General features: G+C 40.9%; 17 protein-coding genes. 9 read left to right on the top strand and 8 right to left on the bottom strand.

What is annotated here, in order from left to right:
- Nucleotides 1-222 precede the first annotated feature (222 nt).
- Together OCI93_RS19690 and OCI93_RS19685 are read right to left on the bottom strand one after the other, a co-directional pair.
- Nucleotides 223-345, bottom strand: coding sequence for a hypothetical protein (locus OCI93_RS19690; protein WP_261592660.1), 123 nt, complete (start codon nucleotides 343-345; stop codon nucleotides 223-225).
- A gap of 320 nt (nucleotides 346-665) precedes the next feature.
- The gene (locus OCI93_RS19685; protein ID WP_261627109.1) at nucleotides 666-1310 is read right to left on the bottom strand and encodes a DUF2959 domain-containing protein; all 645 of its coding nucleotides are present in this window, start codon (nucleotides 1308-1310) and stop codon (nucleotides 666-668) included.
- Nucleotides 1311-1395: 85 nt separating this feature from the next.
- Here OCI93_RS19685 and OCI93_RS19680 point away from each other — a divergent pair, with 85 nt between their 5' ends.
- From OCI93_RS19680 to dtd, 3 genes are all read left to right on the top strand, one after another.
- Complete coding sequence (locus OCI93_RS19680) at nucleotides 1396-2286, top strand: virulence factor BrkB family protein (RefSeq protein ID WP_465250991.1); 891 nt, start codon at nucleotides 1396-1398, stop codon at nucleotides 2284-2286.
- Between the two features lie 17 nt (nucleotides 2287-2303).
- Nucleotides 2304-3245 (top strand): alpha/beta fold hydrolase, encoded by a 942-nt coding sequence (locus OCI93_RS19675; RefSeq protein WP_261595194.1) that lies wholly within the window; start codon nucleotides 2304-2306, stop codon nucleotides 3243-3245.
- A 79-nt stretch (nucleotides 3246-3324) separates the two neighbouring features.
- Complete coding sequence (gene dtd, locus OCI93_RS19670; protein ID WP_261595193.1) at nucleotides 3325-3762, top strand: D-aminoacyl-tRNA deacylase; 438 nt, start codon at nucleotides 3325-3327, stop codon at nucleotides 3760-3762.
- Between the two features lie 115 nt (nucleotides 3763-3877).
- On the opposite strand, the gene OCI93_RS19665 is transcribed toward dtd, so the two are convergent.
- Nucleotides 3878-4567, bottom strand: coding sequence for a spermidine synthase (locus OCI93_RS19665; RefSeq protein ID WP_261595192.1), 690 nt, complete (start codon nucleotides 4565-4567; stop codon nucleotides 3878-3880).
- 158 nt (nucleotides 4568-4725) lie between these two features.
- On the opposite strand from OCI93_RS19665, the gene OCI93_RS19660 reads away from it, so the two are divergent.
- Nucleotides 4726-5619 carry a bifunctional GNAT family N-acetyltransferase/hotdog fold thioesterase gene (locus tag OCI93_RS19660; RefSeq protein WP_261595191.1) on the top strand — a complete coding sequence of 298 codons (894 nt, stop codon included), beginning with the start codon at nucleotides 4726-4728 and terminating at the stop codon, nucleotides 5617-5619.
- 71 nt (nucleotides 5620-5690) lie between these two features.
- Here the strand turns inward: OCI93_RS19660 and OCI93_RS19655 are convergent, their stop codons facing one another.
- Nucleotides 5691-6497, bottom strand: a complete 807-nt coding sequence (locus OCI93_RS19655) for an AraC family transcriptional regulator (protein WP_261595190.1) — start codon at nucleotides 6495-6497, stop codon at nucleotides 5691-5693.
- A 76-nt stretch (nucleotides 6498-6573) separates the two neighbouring features.
- Here OCI93_RS19655 and OCI93_RS19650 point away from each other — a divergent pair, with 76 nt between their 5' ends.
- Entirely contained in the window at nucleotides 6574-7755 is a 1182-nt protein-coding gene (locus OCI93_RS19650; RefSeq protein WP_261595189.1) for an MFS transporter, read from the top strand.
- Nucleotides 7756-7953: 198 nt separating this feature from the next.
- The gene (locus tag OCI93_RS19645; RefSeq protein ID WP_261595188.1) at nucleotides 7954-8475 is read left to right on the top strand and encodes a GNAT family N-acetyltransferase; all 522 of its coding nucleotides are present in this window, start codon (nucleotides 7954-7956) and stop codon (nucleotides 8473-8475) included.
- A gap of 36 nt (nucleotides 8476-8511) precedes the next feature.
- Here the strand turns inward: OCI93_RS19645 and OCI93_RS19640 are convergent, their stop codons facing one another.
- Together OCI93_RS19640 and OCI93_RS19635 are read right to left on the bottom strand one after the other, a co-directional pair.
- Nucleotides 8512-9183 carry a cell wall-active antibiotics response protein gene (locus OCI93_RS19640; RefSeq protein ID WP_261595187.1) on the bottom strand — a complete coding sequence of 224 codons (672 nt, stop codon included), beginning with the start codon at nucleotides 9181-9183 and terminating at the stop codon, nucleotides 8512-8514.
- A gap of 279 nt (nucleotides 9184-9462) precedes the next feature.
- A complete protein-coding gene (locus tag OCI93_RS19635; RefSeq protein ID WP_261627108.1) occupies nucleotides 9463-11505 on the bottom strand; it encodes a glycoside hydrolase family 97 protein in 2043 nt (680 codons plus the stop codon).
- A 178-nt stretch (nucleotides 11506-11683) separates the two neighbouring features.
- On the opposite strand from OCI93_RS19635, the gene OCI93_RS19630 reads away from it, so the two are divergent.
- Nucleotides 11684-12322, top strand: coding sequence for a cupredoxin domain-containing protein (locus OCI93_RS19630; protein ID WP_261595185.1), 639 nt, complete (start codon nucleotides 11684-11686; stop codon nucleotides 12320-12322).
- Nucleotides 12300-13547, top strand: a complete 1248-nt coding sequence (locus OCI93_RS19625) for a hypothetical protein (RefSeq protein ID WP_261595184.1) — start codon at nucleotides 12300-12302, stop codon at nucleotides 13545-13547. The genes OCI93_RS19630 and OCI93_RS19625 overlap by 23 nt, the downstream gene beginning before the upstream one ends.
- A gap of 29 nt (nucleotides 13548-13576) precedes the next feature.
- Here the strand turns inward: OCI93_RS19625 and sthA are convergent, their stop codons facing one another.
- Both sthA and OCI93_RS19615 read right to left on the bottom strand, forming a co-directional pair.
- Nucleotides 13577-15022 carry a Si-specific NAD(P)(+) transhydrogenase gene (sthA, locus tag OCI93_RS19620; RefSeq protein ID WP_261595183.1) on the bottom strand — a complete coding sequence of 482 codons (1446 nt, stop codon included), beginning with the start codon at nucleotides 15020-15022 and terminating at the stop codon, nucleotides 13577-13579.
- A gap of 37 nt (nucleotides 15023-15059) precedes the next feature.
- A complete protein-coding gene (locus tag OCI93_RS19615) occupies nucleotides 15060-16205 on the bottom strand; it encodes an acyl-CoA desaturase (RefSeq protein ID WP_261595182.1) in 1146 nt (381 codons plus the stop codon).
- 109 nt (nucleotides 16206-16314) lie between these two features.
- Here OCI93_RS19615 and fabR point away from each other — a divergent pair, with 109 nt between their 5' ends.
- The gene (gene fabR / locus OCI93_RS19610) at nucleotides 16315-16923 is read left to right on the top strand and encodes an HTH-type transcriptional repressor FabR (protein WP_261595181.1); all 609 of its coding nucleotides are present in this window, start codon (nucleotides 16315-16317) and stop codon (nucleotides 16921-16923) included.
- Nucleotides 16924-16937: the final 14 nt, after the last annotated feature.

The following is a 16937-nucleotide window of genomic DNA, read 5'->3' as shown; positions in this document are numbered from 1 at the left end:
AGAAGTGAAACGAAACAGCGTCGATGATAGTGTGGCTTTGCCATGTGAAAGTAGAACATCGCCAGGATTTAATTAAGAGAAAGCCCGATTCGAAAGAGTCGGGCTTTTTTGTTGTGTGTGCTAAATCGTCTCGTACAGTGCAGAGGGTATAGGCATTGATAAAGAGACGAATTAGCGCAAGGTGAAGTGAGCAAGCTTCACAGTCGTTAGTCTGATATTCCCTCAGCGATTGTTAAAATAACTCATTGCACCTTGCGCAAATGGAATGTAAGCGCTGCGCGCTTTGTCATTAGACATTTGCACTATATGCACCTTGCGTAAAAAGAGCGTATTCGCTTCGCTCATGTCGCTAACCTTTTACACTTACTTCACCTTGCGCAAAGGAAACGCACTCACTGCGTTCGCCATCGTTAACCCTTTTCACGATAAGTCCCTCGGCAACAGCTAAACCTGCTCATTTCACCTTGCGTAAAAAGAGTGTATTCGCGTCGCTCATGTCGCTAACCTTTTACACTTATTCCACCTTGCGCAAATGGAATGTAAGCGCTGCGCGCTTTGTCATTAGACATTTGCACCTTGTGCAAATGGAATGAAATACCAACTTTATTAAAACATTGATCATTCTAGCTAGTTAATTCTTCGCCGTAAGCATTTTGAATAAAGCACTATTTACTAGCATTCATTTGTTCAATGAATTTATTTGAGTCGGCTATAGAGCGATTCATATCATCAATTAGAGACTTAATATCAGTTTGCAAGCTTTTAAACTCACCACGAATGGCTACAATCGCCTGAGCATTCAAATTATGTTTAAGGTATAAAACATTGTCTTTTAAAGAAGCCAAGACAGGTTGCATTTTTTGTTCACTACTGCGCATAGAGCGAAGTAATCGATCAAACTGACGTTGTGTCTGAGTTAGCTTTTTTTCACTTTCACGTTTAAGGTTGGCGCTTGAATATTGTGCAAGTTCATCTTGCCACTCATCAAAAAGTGCTTGGGCAACATCTTCAACCTTATTGATATTTACACTTACCTCTTCTGCTGAAGCGAGGCTTGATTCGTAATCGCTATTTAGCTGTTCATATGCGGATTGTAACTCCCCACCATCAAAGTTAATCAATGTACTAAGCCGCTCTAAAGCGGATTGAAACTCTTGTTGAGATTCTTCTTGAGACTCTTTGGTGGCCTCGACTCTATCAACAAGTATTTCACGTTTATGAATGCCGACTTTTTCCATGGCAGAGTAATAAGCAGTTTGGCATCCTGAAAGTGCTATAATAAGTGCTGTAGCTAGTGTAATTCGTTTCATATTGAGTCTATTTGCTATCTATCATGCTGTAAATTATGTAACCGATTGCTATGATGTGCAAAGTGTTTTTCGATATTAAACTATTATGAATGTTAACTTCCCAGCTTTAGCTGATAAAACTAAGCAAATTATAATGATGCAACCAAAGTGGTGGCGTTATTATTTTGCGCGTTGTATTGAAGATCAAATAACGATTAATGCAGGGTATTTAGCATATGTAACGCTGCTATCTTTGGTGCCGTTGATAGCGGTGGGTGTAGCTATATTCTCTGCATTTCCTGGGTTTGAAGATACTCGTTTGGCGATTGAAAACTTTATTTTCAATAACTTTGTACCGACATCAACAGATAGTATTAAGTCGCATATGAGTGCTTTCACGGGAAATGCTAACCAAATGACCGCTGTTGGTATAGGTTTTCTAGCTGGTATTGCTCTTTTACTGATACGCAATGTTGATGCGGCGCTAAATAGAATTTGGCGTATTCAAAAGAAGCGACCTTTAATGATTTCGTTTGCGATTTATTGGATGGTGTTAACGCTGGGACCTGTATTATTAGGCGCTAGCATTGGTGTGACCTCTTATATAGTTTCGTTGGTCTCTTTTGCTGATCAGGGGATCCCGGGGTTTAGTGGTTTTTTGCTGAAACTTTTGCCTTATGCTATTTCTATGATTGGTTTTATTATGCTCTATACTCTAGTGCCTAATACTCGTGTGTCATTTCGTGCTGCGGTACCTGGGGCGTTGTTTGCTGCAATGCTATTTGAATTATCCAAAAAAGGATTTGCAGCCTATATTAGTCACTTTCCGTCTTACGAGGTGATCTACGGTGCGTTAGCAACCGTTCCAATTTTGTTTGTCTGGGTTTACTTATCATGGATAGTTGTTCTTTTGGGTGCTGAATTTACAGTTTGTTTAGGTGAGCATGTACCTTGGTTTGCTGATAATGATAAGCAAGATGAGAGGGAACTACCGTAAGTTAAAGAGGTACTTTGATGGCACAAGGTTATAGAGTGGGTGACATGTTACGTAACTTTCATTTTGCTGTAGGTGAAGGTCATCAAATTTATGTTGAAGAGTATGGGAAAGCTGATGGGTTACCTGTATTGATCAGTCATGGTGGACCAGGGAGTGGGCTCAGCGTAGACACTACGCAGTACTTCAACCCCAAGCGCTACCGTATTATTTTATTCAGTCAGCGCGGATGTGGTGGCTCAACTCCATTAATATTAGATAACAATACGCCTAAGCACCTAATCCAAGATATTAATAACTTATTAGATCACCTCGAAATTAAACAAGCTGTGTTCGCGGGTGGTTCTTGGGGGGCAACACTAAGTTTGTTATTCGCACACACTTATCCTGAGCGTATTAAAGGTCTTATTTTGTGGGCGAGCTTTTTAGCAACACCTGAGGACTTGCACTGGTTATATTCCAAAAATGGCGCGGGTGCCCAGTTTTATCCAGAAAGCTATGAAGAGTTCAGTCAAGGTTTTAGTTGTATGCAGGATATACTGGCTTATTATCAAAATGCGTTATCCAGCGAAGATGAATTATTACAACACAAAGCGGCACTTCATTGGCATAGCTGGGATAGGCAAGTTACTTTGGCTGCTGCGATGAGTCGTTATCACTTGGAGCAAGTTAGCTGTATCACACAACAGGCAAAGATTATGTGTCATTATTTTAGCCCAAAAGTATTTGAGCAGCTCAAAGGGTTAGATACTGCACCTAAAAATTTTCAAAAAATACCCATTTGGTTTATTCATGGCAGGCATGACCTTGTTTGCCGATTTGCACCGGTACAGCGTTTGGCTAAAGCGTTAGATGCTCAGTTGTACATTTTGGATGGCATAGGGCACAGCGGTGCAAATGAAGCATATTTTGAGGCGATTCGTCGAGCAGCAGACTTATTAGCATGTAAATTACACACATAGTTAAGCAAAAGGTAGGTAGAACATGGTATATCATTCGCTTATAGTTATATTCTTGTGCATCGATTAAATAGGGGGAGAAGTGCAGGGTCTTATACAAAGAGTGTCTCAAGCCAAAGTCGAAGTGGATAGTCACGTAGTTGGTGAGATAGGCACGGGTATACTGGTTTTGTTAGGCGTGGAAAAAAATGACGAAATAAGTCACGTAACAAAGTTACTGCATAAAATAAGTAATTATCGTATTTTTACTGATGCTGATGGCAAGATGAATCTAAGCCTGAAAGATATATCAGGGCAATTATTAGTCGTGTCACAATTTACTTTGGCTGCGAATACAAACAAGGGAATGAGACCTAGCTTTTCTTCAGCGGCAACGCCAGAACAAGCTAAAGCGCTTTATGAGTTATTTATTGAGCAAGCAAGAGCATCTGGTATACAAGTTGCCACTGGCCAATTTGCAGCAGATATGCAAGTCACATTATGTAATGATGGACCTGTTACATTTAATCTATACGTCTAACGTCTAACGTCTAACGTCTAACGTCTAACGTCTAACGTCTAACGTCTAACGTCTAACGTCTAACGTCTAACGTCTAACGTCTAACGTCTAACGTCTAACGTCTAACGTCTAACGTTTAACGTCTAACGGCAATAATATGGTTGGCGTAATCAGATAGGGTTACGATATGAGGCTTTTTTCCAAAGTTAGTAATAAGTAGATGTTCTAAATGTTTTCTTTGTGAGTGATGCTCACAAAGAAAGTTGATGAATAACCAGCCTTTAGGGTTAAGCGCGGCTCGCAACAGTTGATAAAATGGGTGTTGGAATAAGAACAAAGGGGCGCGCATTTCACTGAATAAGTCTAAAATGATCCAATCATATTTTTGTCCTTCACTTAACGCTGAATCTGCGCTCATACAGGCAACGTGACAAGCTTTTTTCGTGCTAAAGTACTTTTTATAGCAGTGCACAATGTCTGGGTTGTTATCGACCGAAAATACATGACAATCGGTGTACATGGCCTGTAGATAATCTCTGATTGCACCACCTCCTAGTCCTAACTCTAATACACTTTTTGGCGGAGTTAGATTCTGCCAAATTTTTTCTAGGGCTTGTAAATGAGGAAAAAGAAAGTGTTCTGGATGTTCTCTTGCCACTACAGATTGTAAAGTGTCATTGATCAACAACCAGCGCAAGGTTTTATCCTGTCTGACTTGAATACTAATATCGCCTTGTTTATGCCAATAAAGTAGGTGTCCTAATTTATGGCTTTGTTGCACAAATTGATTGGCGATTGTGCCTTTGGTAGTTACAAAATCATACATAGTTAAATGAGCATAGCTTAAGGCTTCGATAATACACATTTTGTGCGATATTTTTTACGAAATACATGAAACTTCTACTAATCGAGTATGTTCAGTTCTTACGATTTCGAGTATGGTTTATCGCACATCGGCAAGAAAAATGAAGAACAGGAGTATATATGTTTAAGGTTAGCTCACCCCAAAGTAGTGAAGACTGGCAAGCTTACTATCAATTACGCTGGCAGGTATTACGTGCCCCTTGGGGGCAACCAAGAGGTTCGGAGCAGGACGATTTAGAGCAAGAATCTGAGCACTTATACATTAAAAATAATGAAGAGCAAGTATTAGCTGTCGCGCGATTGCATTTTAATAACCAACAGCAAGCACAAGTCCGTTATATGGCTGTATCAGAGGAACATAGAGGACACCATTTGGGTAGTCGTTTATTACATGAGCTTGAGAAAAGTGCTTGGCGGCAAAGTGCTGATGAGTTGGTGTTATTTGCTAGAGAGCGGGCACTCGCTTTTTATGAACGCCATGGATATCAAATGGTAGAGAAAGCACACCTTGCCTACAATGACATTCAGCACTGGAAAATGGTTAAGCAAAAACCCACAGAGCCTGGTTGGTTTCGCCATCCTGATTGGACGCAAGTTTTACAAGATACTTGGCGTGAATCAATCCCCATTAGTGATGCGATGGGTATTAAAGTAGATAGCTACACCGACTGGCAATTTTCAACGCGTGCTGATTTGAAAGCGAACCTTAACCTTCATAGCTCAATGTTTGCTGGCTCAATTTATAGTATGGCGACTCTCACAGGTTGGGGGGCAACTTATTTGGCGATGAAAGAGCTAAATATAGAAGGAGATATTGTATTAGCAGATGCCAATATTAAGTACCTTAAACCTTTGACGGCAGCGCCGAATGCGACAGTATCATTATCCGAGTGTGAAGGTAACCTTGATACGTTAGCAGATGAGTCTAAGGTAAAATATGTTGTGCCAGTTAACGTATATGATGGTGATGTATTGGTTGCAAAATTTGAAGGCACGTTTGTAGTTATAAAATAAATACGTTAAGTTGCATTGGTTTTTTATGTTGCACTAGTAGGTTTTTATTTACGAAAGCCTACTTATAACGTTTATTTACGTAAGTATTGCCCTGGAGTACAATCAAACACCTTCTTAAAGGCAGTATTAAAAGCTGAGCTTGATTCAAACCCCAGTTGCTCCGCGATAAGTTGTTGACTGTAACCCGCTTCTATCATCTCTACCGCTCTTAATCCTCGCAGTTTTTGTTTCCATTGGCTGAAGTTCATTGTAAAGCTTTTGTGAAACAGCCTGTTAAGGGTTCTGGTTGACGCGCCAACCTCTTCACCCCATTGCTGTAGTGTTTTATTACATCCGGGGTTAGCATGAAGCTCACTGATTATGGGCAATAATCTAGGGTCTTGAGCTGTTGGCATAAAAAAGGCGCTAGTTGGAGCTGATTCGAGCCTGTCTATAAAGACATCAATAAAACGCAGCTTTTTTTCATCGAGAGTATAGTTAGGATCCCATTGACATATTTCTAAAATGATAGATTTTAGTAACTCATCTACGTGCAATAGCTTGGCATCACGACCTAAAACGTCAATATAGTCACCATCAATATAAACACTACGAAAATGTCCGCCATAACGGCAAAATGTTTCATGAGGTAAATTAGGGGGGAGCCAAAGAGCTTGATCGGGTGGAATAACAAAATTCCCAGCAGGGGTGTTAATTGTCATTACACCATTGCTGGTGTAAGCAAGTTGCCCCCAAGTATGTTGATGTGTTTGTACATGTTGCCAAGGCGGCATAGTGGTTGCTCTTGGGTAAACAGGCTTACCTAAGTGGGTTAGGTTAAATCGTGTTTGACTGCTCACCCAGCCTAAACTTGTCTGGTTTGATAAACTTTCTGTCATGGTGTTGTATTTTGGTCATTTAAAATTGAGCATACAATGAGCATGAAATTTAATCAACGTGCTTTTAGGAGAGGCAATGGAACATGTACCTGCTCAAAAATGGAAAACACCATTTGGCTTTTTAGCGCTGGCAACAATTGTGATGGCGGTGACGTTTGCTGCATGGACAGCCTTGTTAAACAACTTTGCGATAGAGGCTGCGAACTTTAATGGTGCGAACATGGGTATGCTGCAATCTTTGCGAGAAATTCCTGGCTTTTTAGCGTTTACTGCCGTGTTTGTGCTCTTGGTTTTGAAAGAACAGACCTTTGCGCTAATCAGCTTATGTTTATTATCGATAGGGGTTGCTGTGACCGGTTTTTTCCCGACTATTTATGGCCTTTATGCGACCACGGTATTAATGTCTGTTGGTTTTCACTATTTTGAGACACTAAATCAATCACTCAGTCTTCAGTGGTTCAGCAAAGACGAAGCTGCGCAGAAGTTAGGGCAATTGATGTCGATAAAGTCTATGGCGTCATTAGTTACATTTGCAATGATCTGGTTATTCGTGAGTTTTTTACAGGTTGGGTACGTATGGCTGTATTTATTACTCGGTGGTATAGGACTAATTCTTACATTATTTATGATAAATGCATTTCCACATTTTCAGGCACATAGTATCCAGAATAAAAAACTCATTTTGCGTAAGGAATATAGCCTGTATTACCTATTAGTGTTTTTCTCTGGTGCGCGCCGACAAATATTTATGGTGTTTGCTGGTTTTTTGATGGTTGAGAAGTTTGGTTTTGATGTCGCTCAGATCACCGCATTGTATATGCTAAATCATGTGATAAATATCTTTGCGGCCCCCATGATTGGTAAAATGATAGCCAAGATGGGTGAACAAAAGGCACTAACGATAGAATATACGGGTTTAATACTGGTATTTACTGGTTATGCATTGGTTGAATCTGCAGACTTTGCCGCGGTGTTATATGTTGTTGATCACTTATTTTTTGCGATGGCAATTGCGCTTAAAACATATTTTCAAAAAATAGCGAGGCCAGAAGATATTGCTTCAACTGCAGGGGTAAGTTTTACTATTAATCACATCGCTGCCGTTGTCATTCCGGCTAGTTTTGGAGTTGTTTGGTTATATGATAACTCATTGGTATTTTACTTTGGAGCCGGTTTAGCTGTCTGCTCTTTAATTTTAAGCCAGTTTATCGGGTGGCACCTACAACGTCGTCAGGCACAATTATCGAGTTCACTATAAAGAGAGAGTTGGCGTATTAAAAGTGGTATTTCGATACTTCTTTTAATACATTACGGTGCCAGTTTTATATTACGTTAGGTGCTAAGTTTTTGAAATTATATATTTTTTAGGTTATTAGATGAGGCGGTTCTTTATTGATAAAGGACCGACAAATAGCGGGTATCAGTGTTTTAAACACACACTAGTAAGGATTAGTTAATGCAATTTAATACGCAGCGGTTAGTCATAAGACGTGTGACGCCTGATGACATCCAAGCATGTTTTGAACATCGCAGTTGTACTACCACGTCTCGTTATATTGGTGAGCCTTTGACTTTAGATCAAGCCAAAGCACGTTTATTAGAAGGGTGTGAACCTTGGCATGGCGAAGAGCATCAGCGTTTAGCTTTGGGAATTACACTAAATTATAGTGGTCGGTTAATTGGTGAATTGATGTTTAAATATGTAAACACAGAAAGCTTGATAGGCGAAATTGGCTATCGATTACATAAAGACTTTATCGGTCAAGGTTATGCTTTTGAGGCAGTAGATGCATTTATAACTCAGCTATTTGTGCAACAGCCGGTGATGAAAATTACGGCATTGTGTGCAACTGACAATGTTGCATCATGGAAGTTAATGGAAAAGCTAGGTATGCAACGAGAAGGGTATTTACGTAGTCACTTTAAACTAGGTAATGAGCGCGCAGATGCATATTATTATGGTTTATGCAGAGCCTAACTGCGACTAAGGCTCTGCGGATGTATAAGCGGCGGCTTAAGAGCTTCCTTTTTCATCAAACAGTGATTTTAAGCTGTCGGCAAATTGTCTGACTTTTTCTTGCATGGTTTTTTTAACGCTAATATCAACGCTGCCTAAAATCACCTTACCTTGAATATAAAGCTTAGGGCGCTGAGTATTGTAGGTATTGGATGAAAGCCCCGCTCGGTTATTACTCACTTGACCTAATATATTGGTGGTATTGGTAATCACGTCGATATTTTCAGGTACAATGATTTCATCACTGCCAAAAATGCAATTTACTTCGATCGTCACCTCTGGGTGAGTGAAAATTGCATTTCTAAAGTCCAGTTCTATGCCGCTAAAGTAGTTGTTTAAATGGATATGTTTAGGAACAATCCACTCTCCTGTGCGTTGGTCAGAACTTAAAATAGAAGTAATATTGAGAGTGTCAGGGTGCTGCTCAGATGCCGTGAACTTAGGTTGCATTCTGGCTTGCTTTTCACTGTGATAGCGAGGGTCTGACTGCAGAGGTAGGTCCGCTGCTAAAGCTTGGAGCTGCTCAGGCTCGCTTAAGCTGTATGCTTTGTCTAGTCGTCTTTCAAATGCATCAGCTGATATTTCACCATGACTGTAGTTTAAGATAAGTTGGTCTATTACTTCTTCTCTTACCGATTCTACAGGCCTGTCGTTAATTGGTACTGGCACGTTATTCTCTCTATGTCGCATTTTTATTATTTAAAATTATAAAGCAATGAGTAGGCCATTTTATTATTTCTTTTTTATCAGGTGGTTACGATTTAACAAAAATAATGTGTGGTTATAAATACGAATAATTAAGCAATTTCACTAAGTAATGTTACCAACAAAGTATTTTTTCTTGCAAAGCCTTATCCAAATCTTAGGTTAATTATAGCAGAGGGAGAGTAGGGCTACGGTGCGGCAGAAAGCATCGGCATCGTTAAGATACCGATGTTTATATGTCAATTAAAGTGCCTTGAAACGGATTGCCGTACCGCCGCTGGTGGCAAGTGTTAAAGTGAGTTTATCTTTGTTCGTAACGAGACGTTTACTGATGTTTATGTCATATGGGTTAGTTTTCCATTGTGCATTTTTACCATCTTGGTAAATTTGCGCTTCAAACTTTTGATTCGGTTCTAAAAAGTCTAATTTGACTGTGATAGTACGTGCGTGTTCATCAGTAATCGCGCCCAAATACCAATCTTTGCCAGTGTATTTACCGCGTTGCCTTTCTTTACGGGCAAATACCACATAATCCCCTACCTCACCGGATAGTGCGATACTGCTTTCCCAATCAGTCGGGACATCTTTGATAAATTTGAAGGCATCAGCTTTGGCAAGGTAGTTTTTTGGTAAATCAGCGGCCATTTGAATGGGGCTATATAGCACAACGTAAAGAGCTAGTTGTTTTGCCAGCGTGGTTTGTGGTCGATTGGTTTTATCGCCTAAGCCATTAAAGCTCATATCGAAAATACCAGGGGTAAAATCCATCGGGCCAGCTAACATGCGTGTAAATGCGAGCATTGGAGTATGTTCTGGTGGGTTGGGTGGTGTACCCCAAGCGTTAAACTCTTGTCCTCGCGCGCCTTCACGACTAAGCCAATTAGGGTAGGTACGACGTAGGCCGGTATCTTTAATTGGCTCATGGGTGTTAATGCTAATGTGATAATTGGCGGCCTGTTTTACGTTATGTAAATATTCATTCACCATAAACTGACCGTCGTGCCATTCAAAACGCGCATGGCCACGTTCATCAATGCGCTTTATATTGCCGCCATCTGCGACATAACCTGTTTTTACTTGGCGAACGCCTATCTGTTGATACAATTCAAAGGCATCTTTCATTTGCAGACGATAGTTACTTACGTTCCCAGAGGTTTCATGATGGCCAATTAGTCGTGCACCCACCTGCTTTGCGTATTCACCAATCGCTTTGATATCAAAGTCTGGGTAGTTTTGAGTGAAACTAAATACATCTCCGTTAAAAAACCAATCTCCGTCCCAACCGGTATTCCAGCCTTCAACTAATACACCATCGAAACCATGTTTGGCGGCAAAGCTTAAGTATTCTCTGGTGTGGGCGGTAGTTGCACCATGTTTTTCACCACTGCCCCACGTATTTTTACCAATGTGCATGCCCCACCAAATACCTAAATATTTACCCGGTTCAACCCAAGAAACATCGCCGAGTTTATTTGGCTCGTTAAGATTTAAGATTAAGTGAGAGTTCAATAAATCTATTGCAGCATCACCAATTTGTAAGGTGCGCCATGGAGTTTTAAATTGACCATTTGTTTTTACTCTTATCCCGTCAGACCAAGGAGTTAAATCTGCTACAAATGTGCCAGGTCGACGTTGGTTCAGTGTCATCGCAGCGTAGTCGACTAAGGCAGCTTCATGCACGCTAATATGCACACCATCTGCATTTTTTAATGTAAAAGGTGTATGTACATGAGCGGCTTTTTGCAAGGCTGTGGTGTTATAGGTGTACTCATAGCGATTCCAACCTCTGGCAGGGATCCACCATGCTGTGCTGTGTTGACTATCGACAAAATTAAATTCAGTTAACTCTTTAGTGATATATAGCGCATTACTTTGGTTGACTTCATAACGAAAGCCCAAGCCATCATTGAATACGCGTACTCTCAATAGATATGCTGATTTTTTATTATCTATATCACGAAAGCTAACCGCCAATTCATTATGATGGTCTTCAATTAAGCGCGCTTCACCCCAAGGTTGTTGCCAAGTATCTTGGTAATTGCTGGTTGTTGCTTTGGCAATTTCTAAGTTGTTTCTCATTGCAGGAGCATGTTTAAACTCAAAGCCTAATTTGGAGTTACTTAATAGTTGCTTATCGTTAAACTTAACTTGGTATTTAGGTTGAGATTGGCTATCGTCAATAGTGAACTCGATAGTGCCATCGGGAGAGCTAACAGAGTAGTTTGCCGCTTGGGTTGTTGAACAAAACAAGCTACTGCACATTACCAAAGTGCTGATTAAGCGCATAGGGTTCCCTTATTTGTGGTCATTTATGGTGTTGTATTAGCATACGGCGCACATAGGGAAACTCTGAAATTTCTGCATACGTATTCATTTTGAATACTAAAAGGCGTATCTTAGGTCTACTCTCCTAATAGCTTGGTGTGCACAATATTCAATACCATATGACACGTACGGAATACACATGAGAAAAATACTGTTTTTGTTTGGATTTGTAAGTTGTTCAAGCCCTGCACTTGAAGTAACCATAAGCGATTCTCAAGGTAAGGCAATTTCAGGAGCTGCTGTGTGGTTGGCTGGTGACCAATGGCAAGCTAGTCAATCTCAAAAAGACAAAGTGTATAGTATGGGCCAAAAAAATAGAGCATTTGTGCCACATACGTTGATCATCCCAACGAAGAGCAAAGTAGACTTCCCAAATTTTGATTCGATACTTCACCATGTGTATTCATTTTCTAAAGCTAAGTCATTCGAATTAAAGCTTTATCGTGATAAGCCTTTGGCACCTGTGCATTTTAAGGAAACAGGTGTGGTAGAGCTGGGGTGTAATATTCATGATTGGATGCTGGGGTATATCTTGATTGTCAATTCAGGGGTTTATGGTGTCAGTAATGCTCAAGGTAAGGTCAACCTTGATATTAACAGTACTCAGCTGGGTAACGCACAATTAAATGTATGGCACGAACGTTTTGAGAACCTAGATGACCCAGAAAGTATGTCATTGACTATTACCCAAGTATCTCAGTCTGTGAAATATCAAATTAAGCAGCCGTTACTCGAAAAAATGGAGTTCCTCACTGATGAAACAGATGATTACGAGTAAACAATTAAGCGCTATGCTAAGTGTGTTACTGCTAAGTCCCTATGTAGCAGCACAAGATATCTCGACGCACTTTAAAGGTGCGATTGATGTCTCTTTAACCAACCCCAGTAATATGAAAGCTTGGCATCAGCAGGGGTGGGGTATCGCAAGGTTTGATAAAGGAAGTAATCAATTAGGTGTGAGTCGTGCTGTGTTAAGTACGAGAGTCGATTTAAGTTCTGCTTGGTCGGCACATGGTGTTGCGCAGTATGTTGCGGACCCCAAGGATAAATTTGGGCTAACAGAGGCCTATGCTCAGTATCAACCATTGGCACAAGGATATCAATTTAGTGCTCGAATAGGCGGATTTTATCCAAGGATGTCGTTAGAAAATCCGGCACTTGGCTGGGCTTCTCCTTATACCTATCATTACTCAGCTTTGAATGCATGGCTGGGTGAGGAAGTGCGTACTTTTGGCGCTGAATTTGAACTTAAGCGTGCAGCAAGGCGGTTTCGCTCAAAGCATGATATCAGCATGATTGGTGCAATATTTAAAGGAAATGATCCAGCAGGCACGCTCATCGCGTGGCGCGGTTTTGTACCTCATGATAGACAAAGTGTTTTTAATGAGCGCATCGGGTTTGCTCCGCTCAAATCGCTTAGCACGCCGCAGTTACGCCTCCAAGGGCAGTATGTTGAACCATTTACTGAAATTGACGGGCGTTTTGGCTATTATACAGGGCTGCATTGGAGTTATTTAAAGCGTCATAACGTGCGACTTTATTGGTACGATAATAATGGCGATCCTAGCGCAATTAATTACGTGACCAAGCAATATGCATGGGATACCAAATTTTGGAGTTTGGCTTGGCGCGCAAAATTGAGTGCGCAATCACAGGTTATTATGCAAGCAATGTTAGGTAACACAGCGATGGGGTTAAATCGAGGGGTTGATAATGACTTTTACAGCTGGTTTGTCATGTTTAGTCATACGTTTGATGATTACCGAGTGAGTGCCAAAGCAGAGCAATCTAAAGTAATAGATAAAGATTTCTGGCAATTTGATGAAAATGCCAGCTTTACTCAAGGAGCAACTATCAACGTGCAAAAGTCGTTATCTGAAAAGTGGCAACTCGGTGCAGAGTTGCAGTTTATCGACTATGAAGCCGATGCTCGATTAGCCGTAGGTCGAACGCTTGGGTTAGATGAGCAGATATGGCGAATAACCGCACAATATCAGTTTTAAAAATAAAGCGCCAATTGGCGCTTTATTTTTTAATCAAACAAACGATTTAAGCCATTGAGTGCGGCTACTCGATATGCTTCGGCCATGGTAGGGTAGTTAAAGGTGGTGTTGACGAAATATTCAACGTTATTTCCTGGGCCTTTTTGCTCCATGATAGCTTGGCCGATATGTACAATTTCTGAAGCGCGTTCGCCAAAGCAATGTACGCCCAAAAGCTCTTTAGTTTCAACGTGAAATAGCAGCTTTAAACTACCGACCTCAGTGCCTGTGATCTGTGCCCTAGCAAGGTGTTTAAACTGCGCACGACCAACCTCATAGGGAATTTTCGCTGCAGTGAGTTGCTGTTCTGTTTTCCCTACAGAACTCATCTCAGGAATCGTATAAATGCCGGCCGGTATATCGATAATTAATTTGTCAGCACATTCGCCGTGGGCAATGGCATCGGCAGCAATACGGCCTTGATCAAACGCAGCACTTGCTAAACTCGGGTAGCCAATCACATCACCAACCGCATACACATTATCTATCTCAGTTTGGTAGTTTTCGTTTACTTTTAACTGTCCACGTCCATCTGCTTTTAAATTGATGGCTGGTAAATTAAGGCCATTGGTGTTACCTGTTCTACCATTAGCAAATAAAATGCAATCTGCTTTGACGCGTTTGCCAGATTTTAAATGTAAAATCACACCATCGTCGCGAGTTTCTACCCTTGCAAAATCTTCATTATGGCGGATCACAATGCCACTATTCCAAAAGTGATAGCTTAGCGCATCCGAAATTTCAGCATCCATAAAAGCCAATAGACGGTCACGAGTATTAATTAAATCGACTTTAGCACCTAACCCTTTGAAAATAGATGCATACTCGCAGCCAATTACACCAGCACCATAAATGAGTACGCGCTGTGGATTATGTTTTAAGCTTAAAATGGTATCGCTGTCATAAACTCTTGGGTGAGCAAAGTCTACTTCAGGTGGACGATATGGGCGTGAACCAGTGGCTATTACAATGGTGCGTGCCGTAATTAAATCTTGTGATCCATCAATGTGTTCAACTTTAATGGTGTGCTGATCAACAAAACTTGCATTACCTTGATACAAATGAATACGATTACGTTCATAAAAGCTACTACGTAAATTAGACTGCTTGGATATTACGGTACTAGCGTGATTTAGAATATCCTGAAAGGTATGACGTTGTGGCTTTTCAGCAAAGCGATATAAAGGGTTGGCTTTATATTCAATTAATCGACTGACAGAGTGACGAAGCGCTTTAGAGGGAATTGTACCCCAATGTACACAGCCCCCACCTACTGATTCTTGGCGTTCAATCACCGCTACTTTTTTGTTGCTTTTAGATAAGTTCATGGCGGCCCCTTCACCACCAGGGCCAGTACCTATAATTATTGCATCATATTGAAATGTATCTGAACCTGTCTGTGCTACGGGGGCAGGTTTATTTTTTGGCTTAGTCACGGCCTCTTCCTCATTCTATTTTGGAGGCCGCCAAATATTAGCTAAAAGACGGTTTTAGCAGCCTCGCATTTAATGCTAACCACGCCTGTTTTTGACTGTGCCAAGCTGCTTCTAATTCTTGATATTGACTCATCAATGCAGACTTATCATAGTGCTCAAGCATGGAATCTTTTTTTGCTTCAATTAATTGCTTTTGCACACAGCAAAACGTCTGAAGCTTTTTTAGAAGCAATTCATACTCTTGATGTAACAATGTAAGCTTATCTTGCGCTAAAGGCAATTTTGCGAGGCGTACTTTTGTTTTTAATAACAAAGTTTCTGCTTTTGCTTTTTCTATTCGCTCTATTGGAGTACGTTTTAGTTTTGATGCAAGCCCTAACGCTGCCAGTACTCTTATCATCCACTTAGTGGGGTCATAGTGATACCACTGAATACCATTGCGGTAGTCACTGGCAAAAATATGATGGAAATTATGGTAACCCTCACCATAGGTAAATAAGGCTAAGAAGCCATTATCCCGTGCGGTATTTTTTTCAGTGTAAGGGCGAGAGCCCCAAATATGAGCCAATGAGTTAATAAAAAACGTAAAGTGCTGGCTGAGTACTAATCTGAGCACTCCTGCCAGTAACAACATTCCTAGCACTTCTAACCAACCGTTAGAAAACAGCAAGCCGAGGGCTAAAGGAATGCCAATATTAGTCAGTAAAACCAACGTTAAGTAGTGGCGGTGCTGAAACATCACGATTTTGTTGCGTTGCAAATCACGTGCATTGGCGTAATTATTGTAGCTATCTCCTTGATAGTCTCTGAGCATCCAGCCAATATGACTGTACCAAAAACCATTAGTTGCTGCATAGGGGTCTTTAATGGGGTCATCTACCTGGCCATGATGAACTCTGTGATCGCTACTCCAGTGCAGTGCACTGTTTTGCAGGGCGAATGCACCACCTATGGCGAAAACCCATTGAATAGCTGGGTGTGCGTCATAGGCTTTATGTGCCCAGAGTCTGTGGTAGCCTGCCGTAATCGATAATCCTGCATAGAACATACAGCATACAAAGACGACCCAGTGGGTGGCGGTGAATCCATAGGTAATGCCATACCAAGGCACTAAGGTAATTGCTGCCAAAAATGACAGACTAAAGAACAAGACGTTGGTCCAAATAATGGGTGGTTTTTTCATGATTGTTTAATTTCAGCGTACACTTGTAAGCTAAAATAATATTTCATTCTGCTGCCGTCAAGTATTAGACTTAAGATCGTTTCAAAAAAATCGCGATTGGAGTTGATAAATGTCAGGTGTTCGCGCACAACAAAAGCAAAAAACAAGGCAAGCATTGATAGAAGCCGCTTTCAATCAACTCAGTGCAGAACACAGTTTTTCTAATCTTAGCTTACGTGAAGTTGCTCGTGAAGCGGGTATTGCACCGACATCTTTTTATCGTCACTTTAAAGATATGAATGAACTAGGCTTGACGATGGTTGATGAGGCTGGCTTAACCTTACGTCAATTAATGCGCCAAGCTCGCAGGCGAATTGCCAGTGGAGGGAGCGTAATTATCACTTCTGTAGAAACTTTTATGGAGTTTATTGAGACCTCAAGCAACCAATTTAGATTGTTACTTAGAGAGCGTTCAGGTACATCAAAAGCATTTCGTGCTGCAGTTGCCAGAGAAATAAAGCACTTTATTCTTGAATTGGCCCATTACCTTGAAAGTGAAACGCCGTGTAATCAAAATCATGCTTACATGCAATCTGAGGCAATGGTGATCTTAGTATTTAATGCGGGTGCCGAAGCACTTGACCAAGATGCTGAGCAAAGGGCGGAGTTAACTGAGCGGTTAATTTGGCAGTTACGCTACATTGCCCGTGGTGCCAATCATTACGGCACACAGTCCTAAATACTTAATTTGCT

The sequence above is a fragment of the Pseudoalteromonas holothuriae genome (assembly GCF_945859825.1).
GTDB lineage: Bacteria > Pseudomonadota > Gammaproteobacteria > Enterobacterales > Alteromonadaceae > Pseudoalteromonas > Pseudoalteromonas holothuriae.
This window is presented reverse-complemented; position numbering and strand designations above follow the sequence as displayed.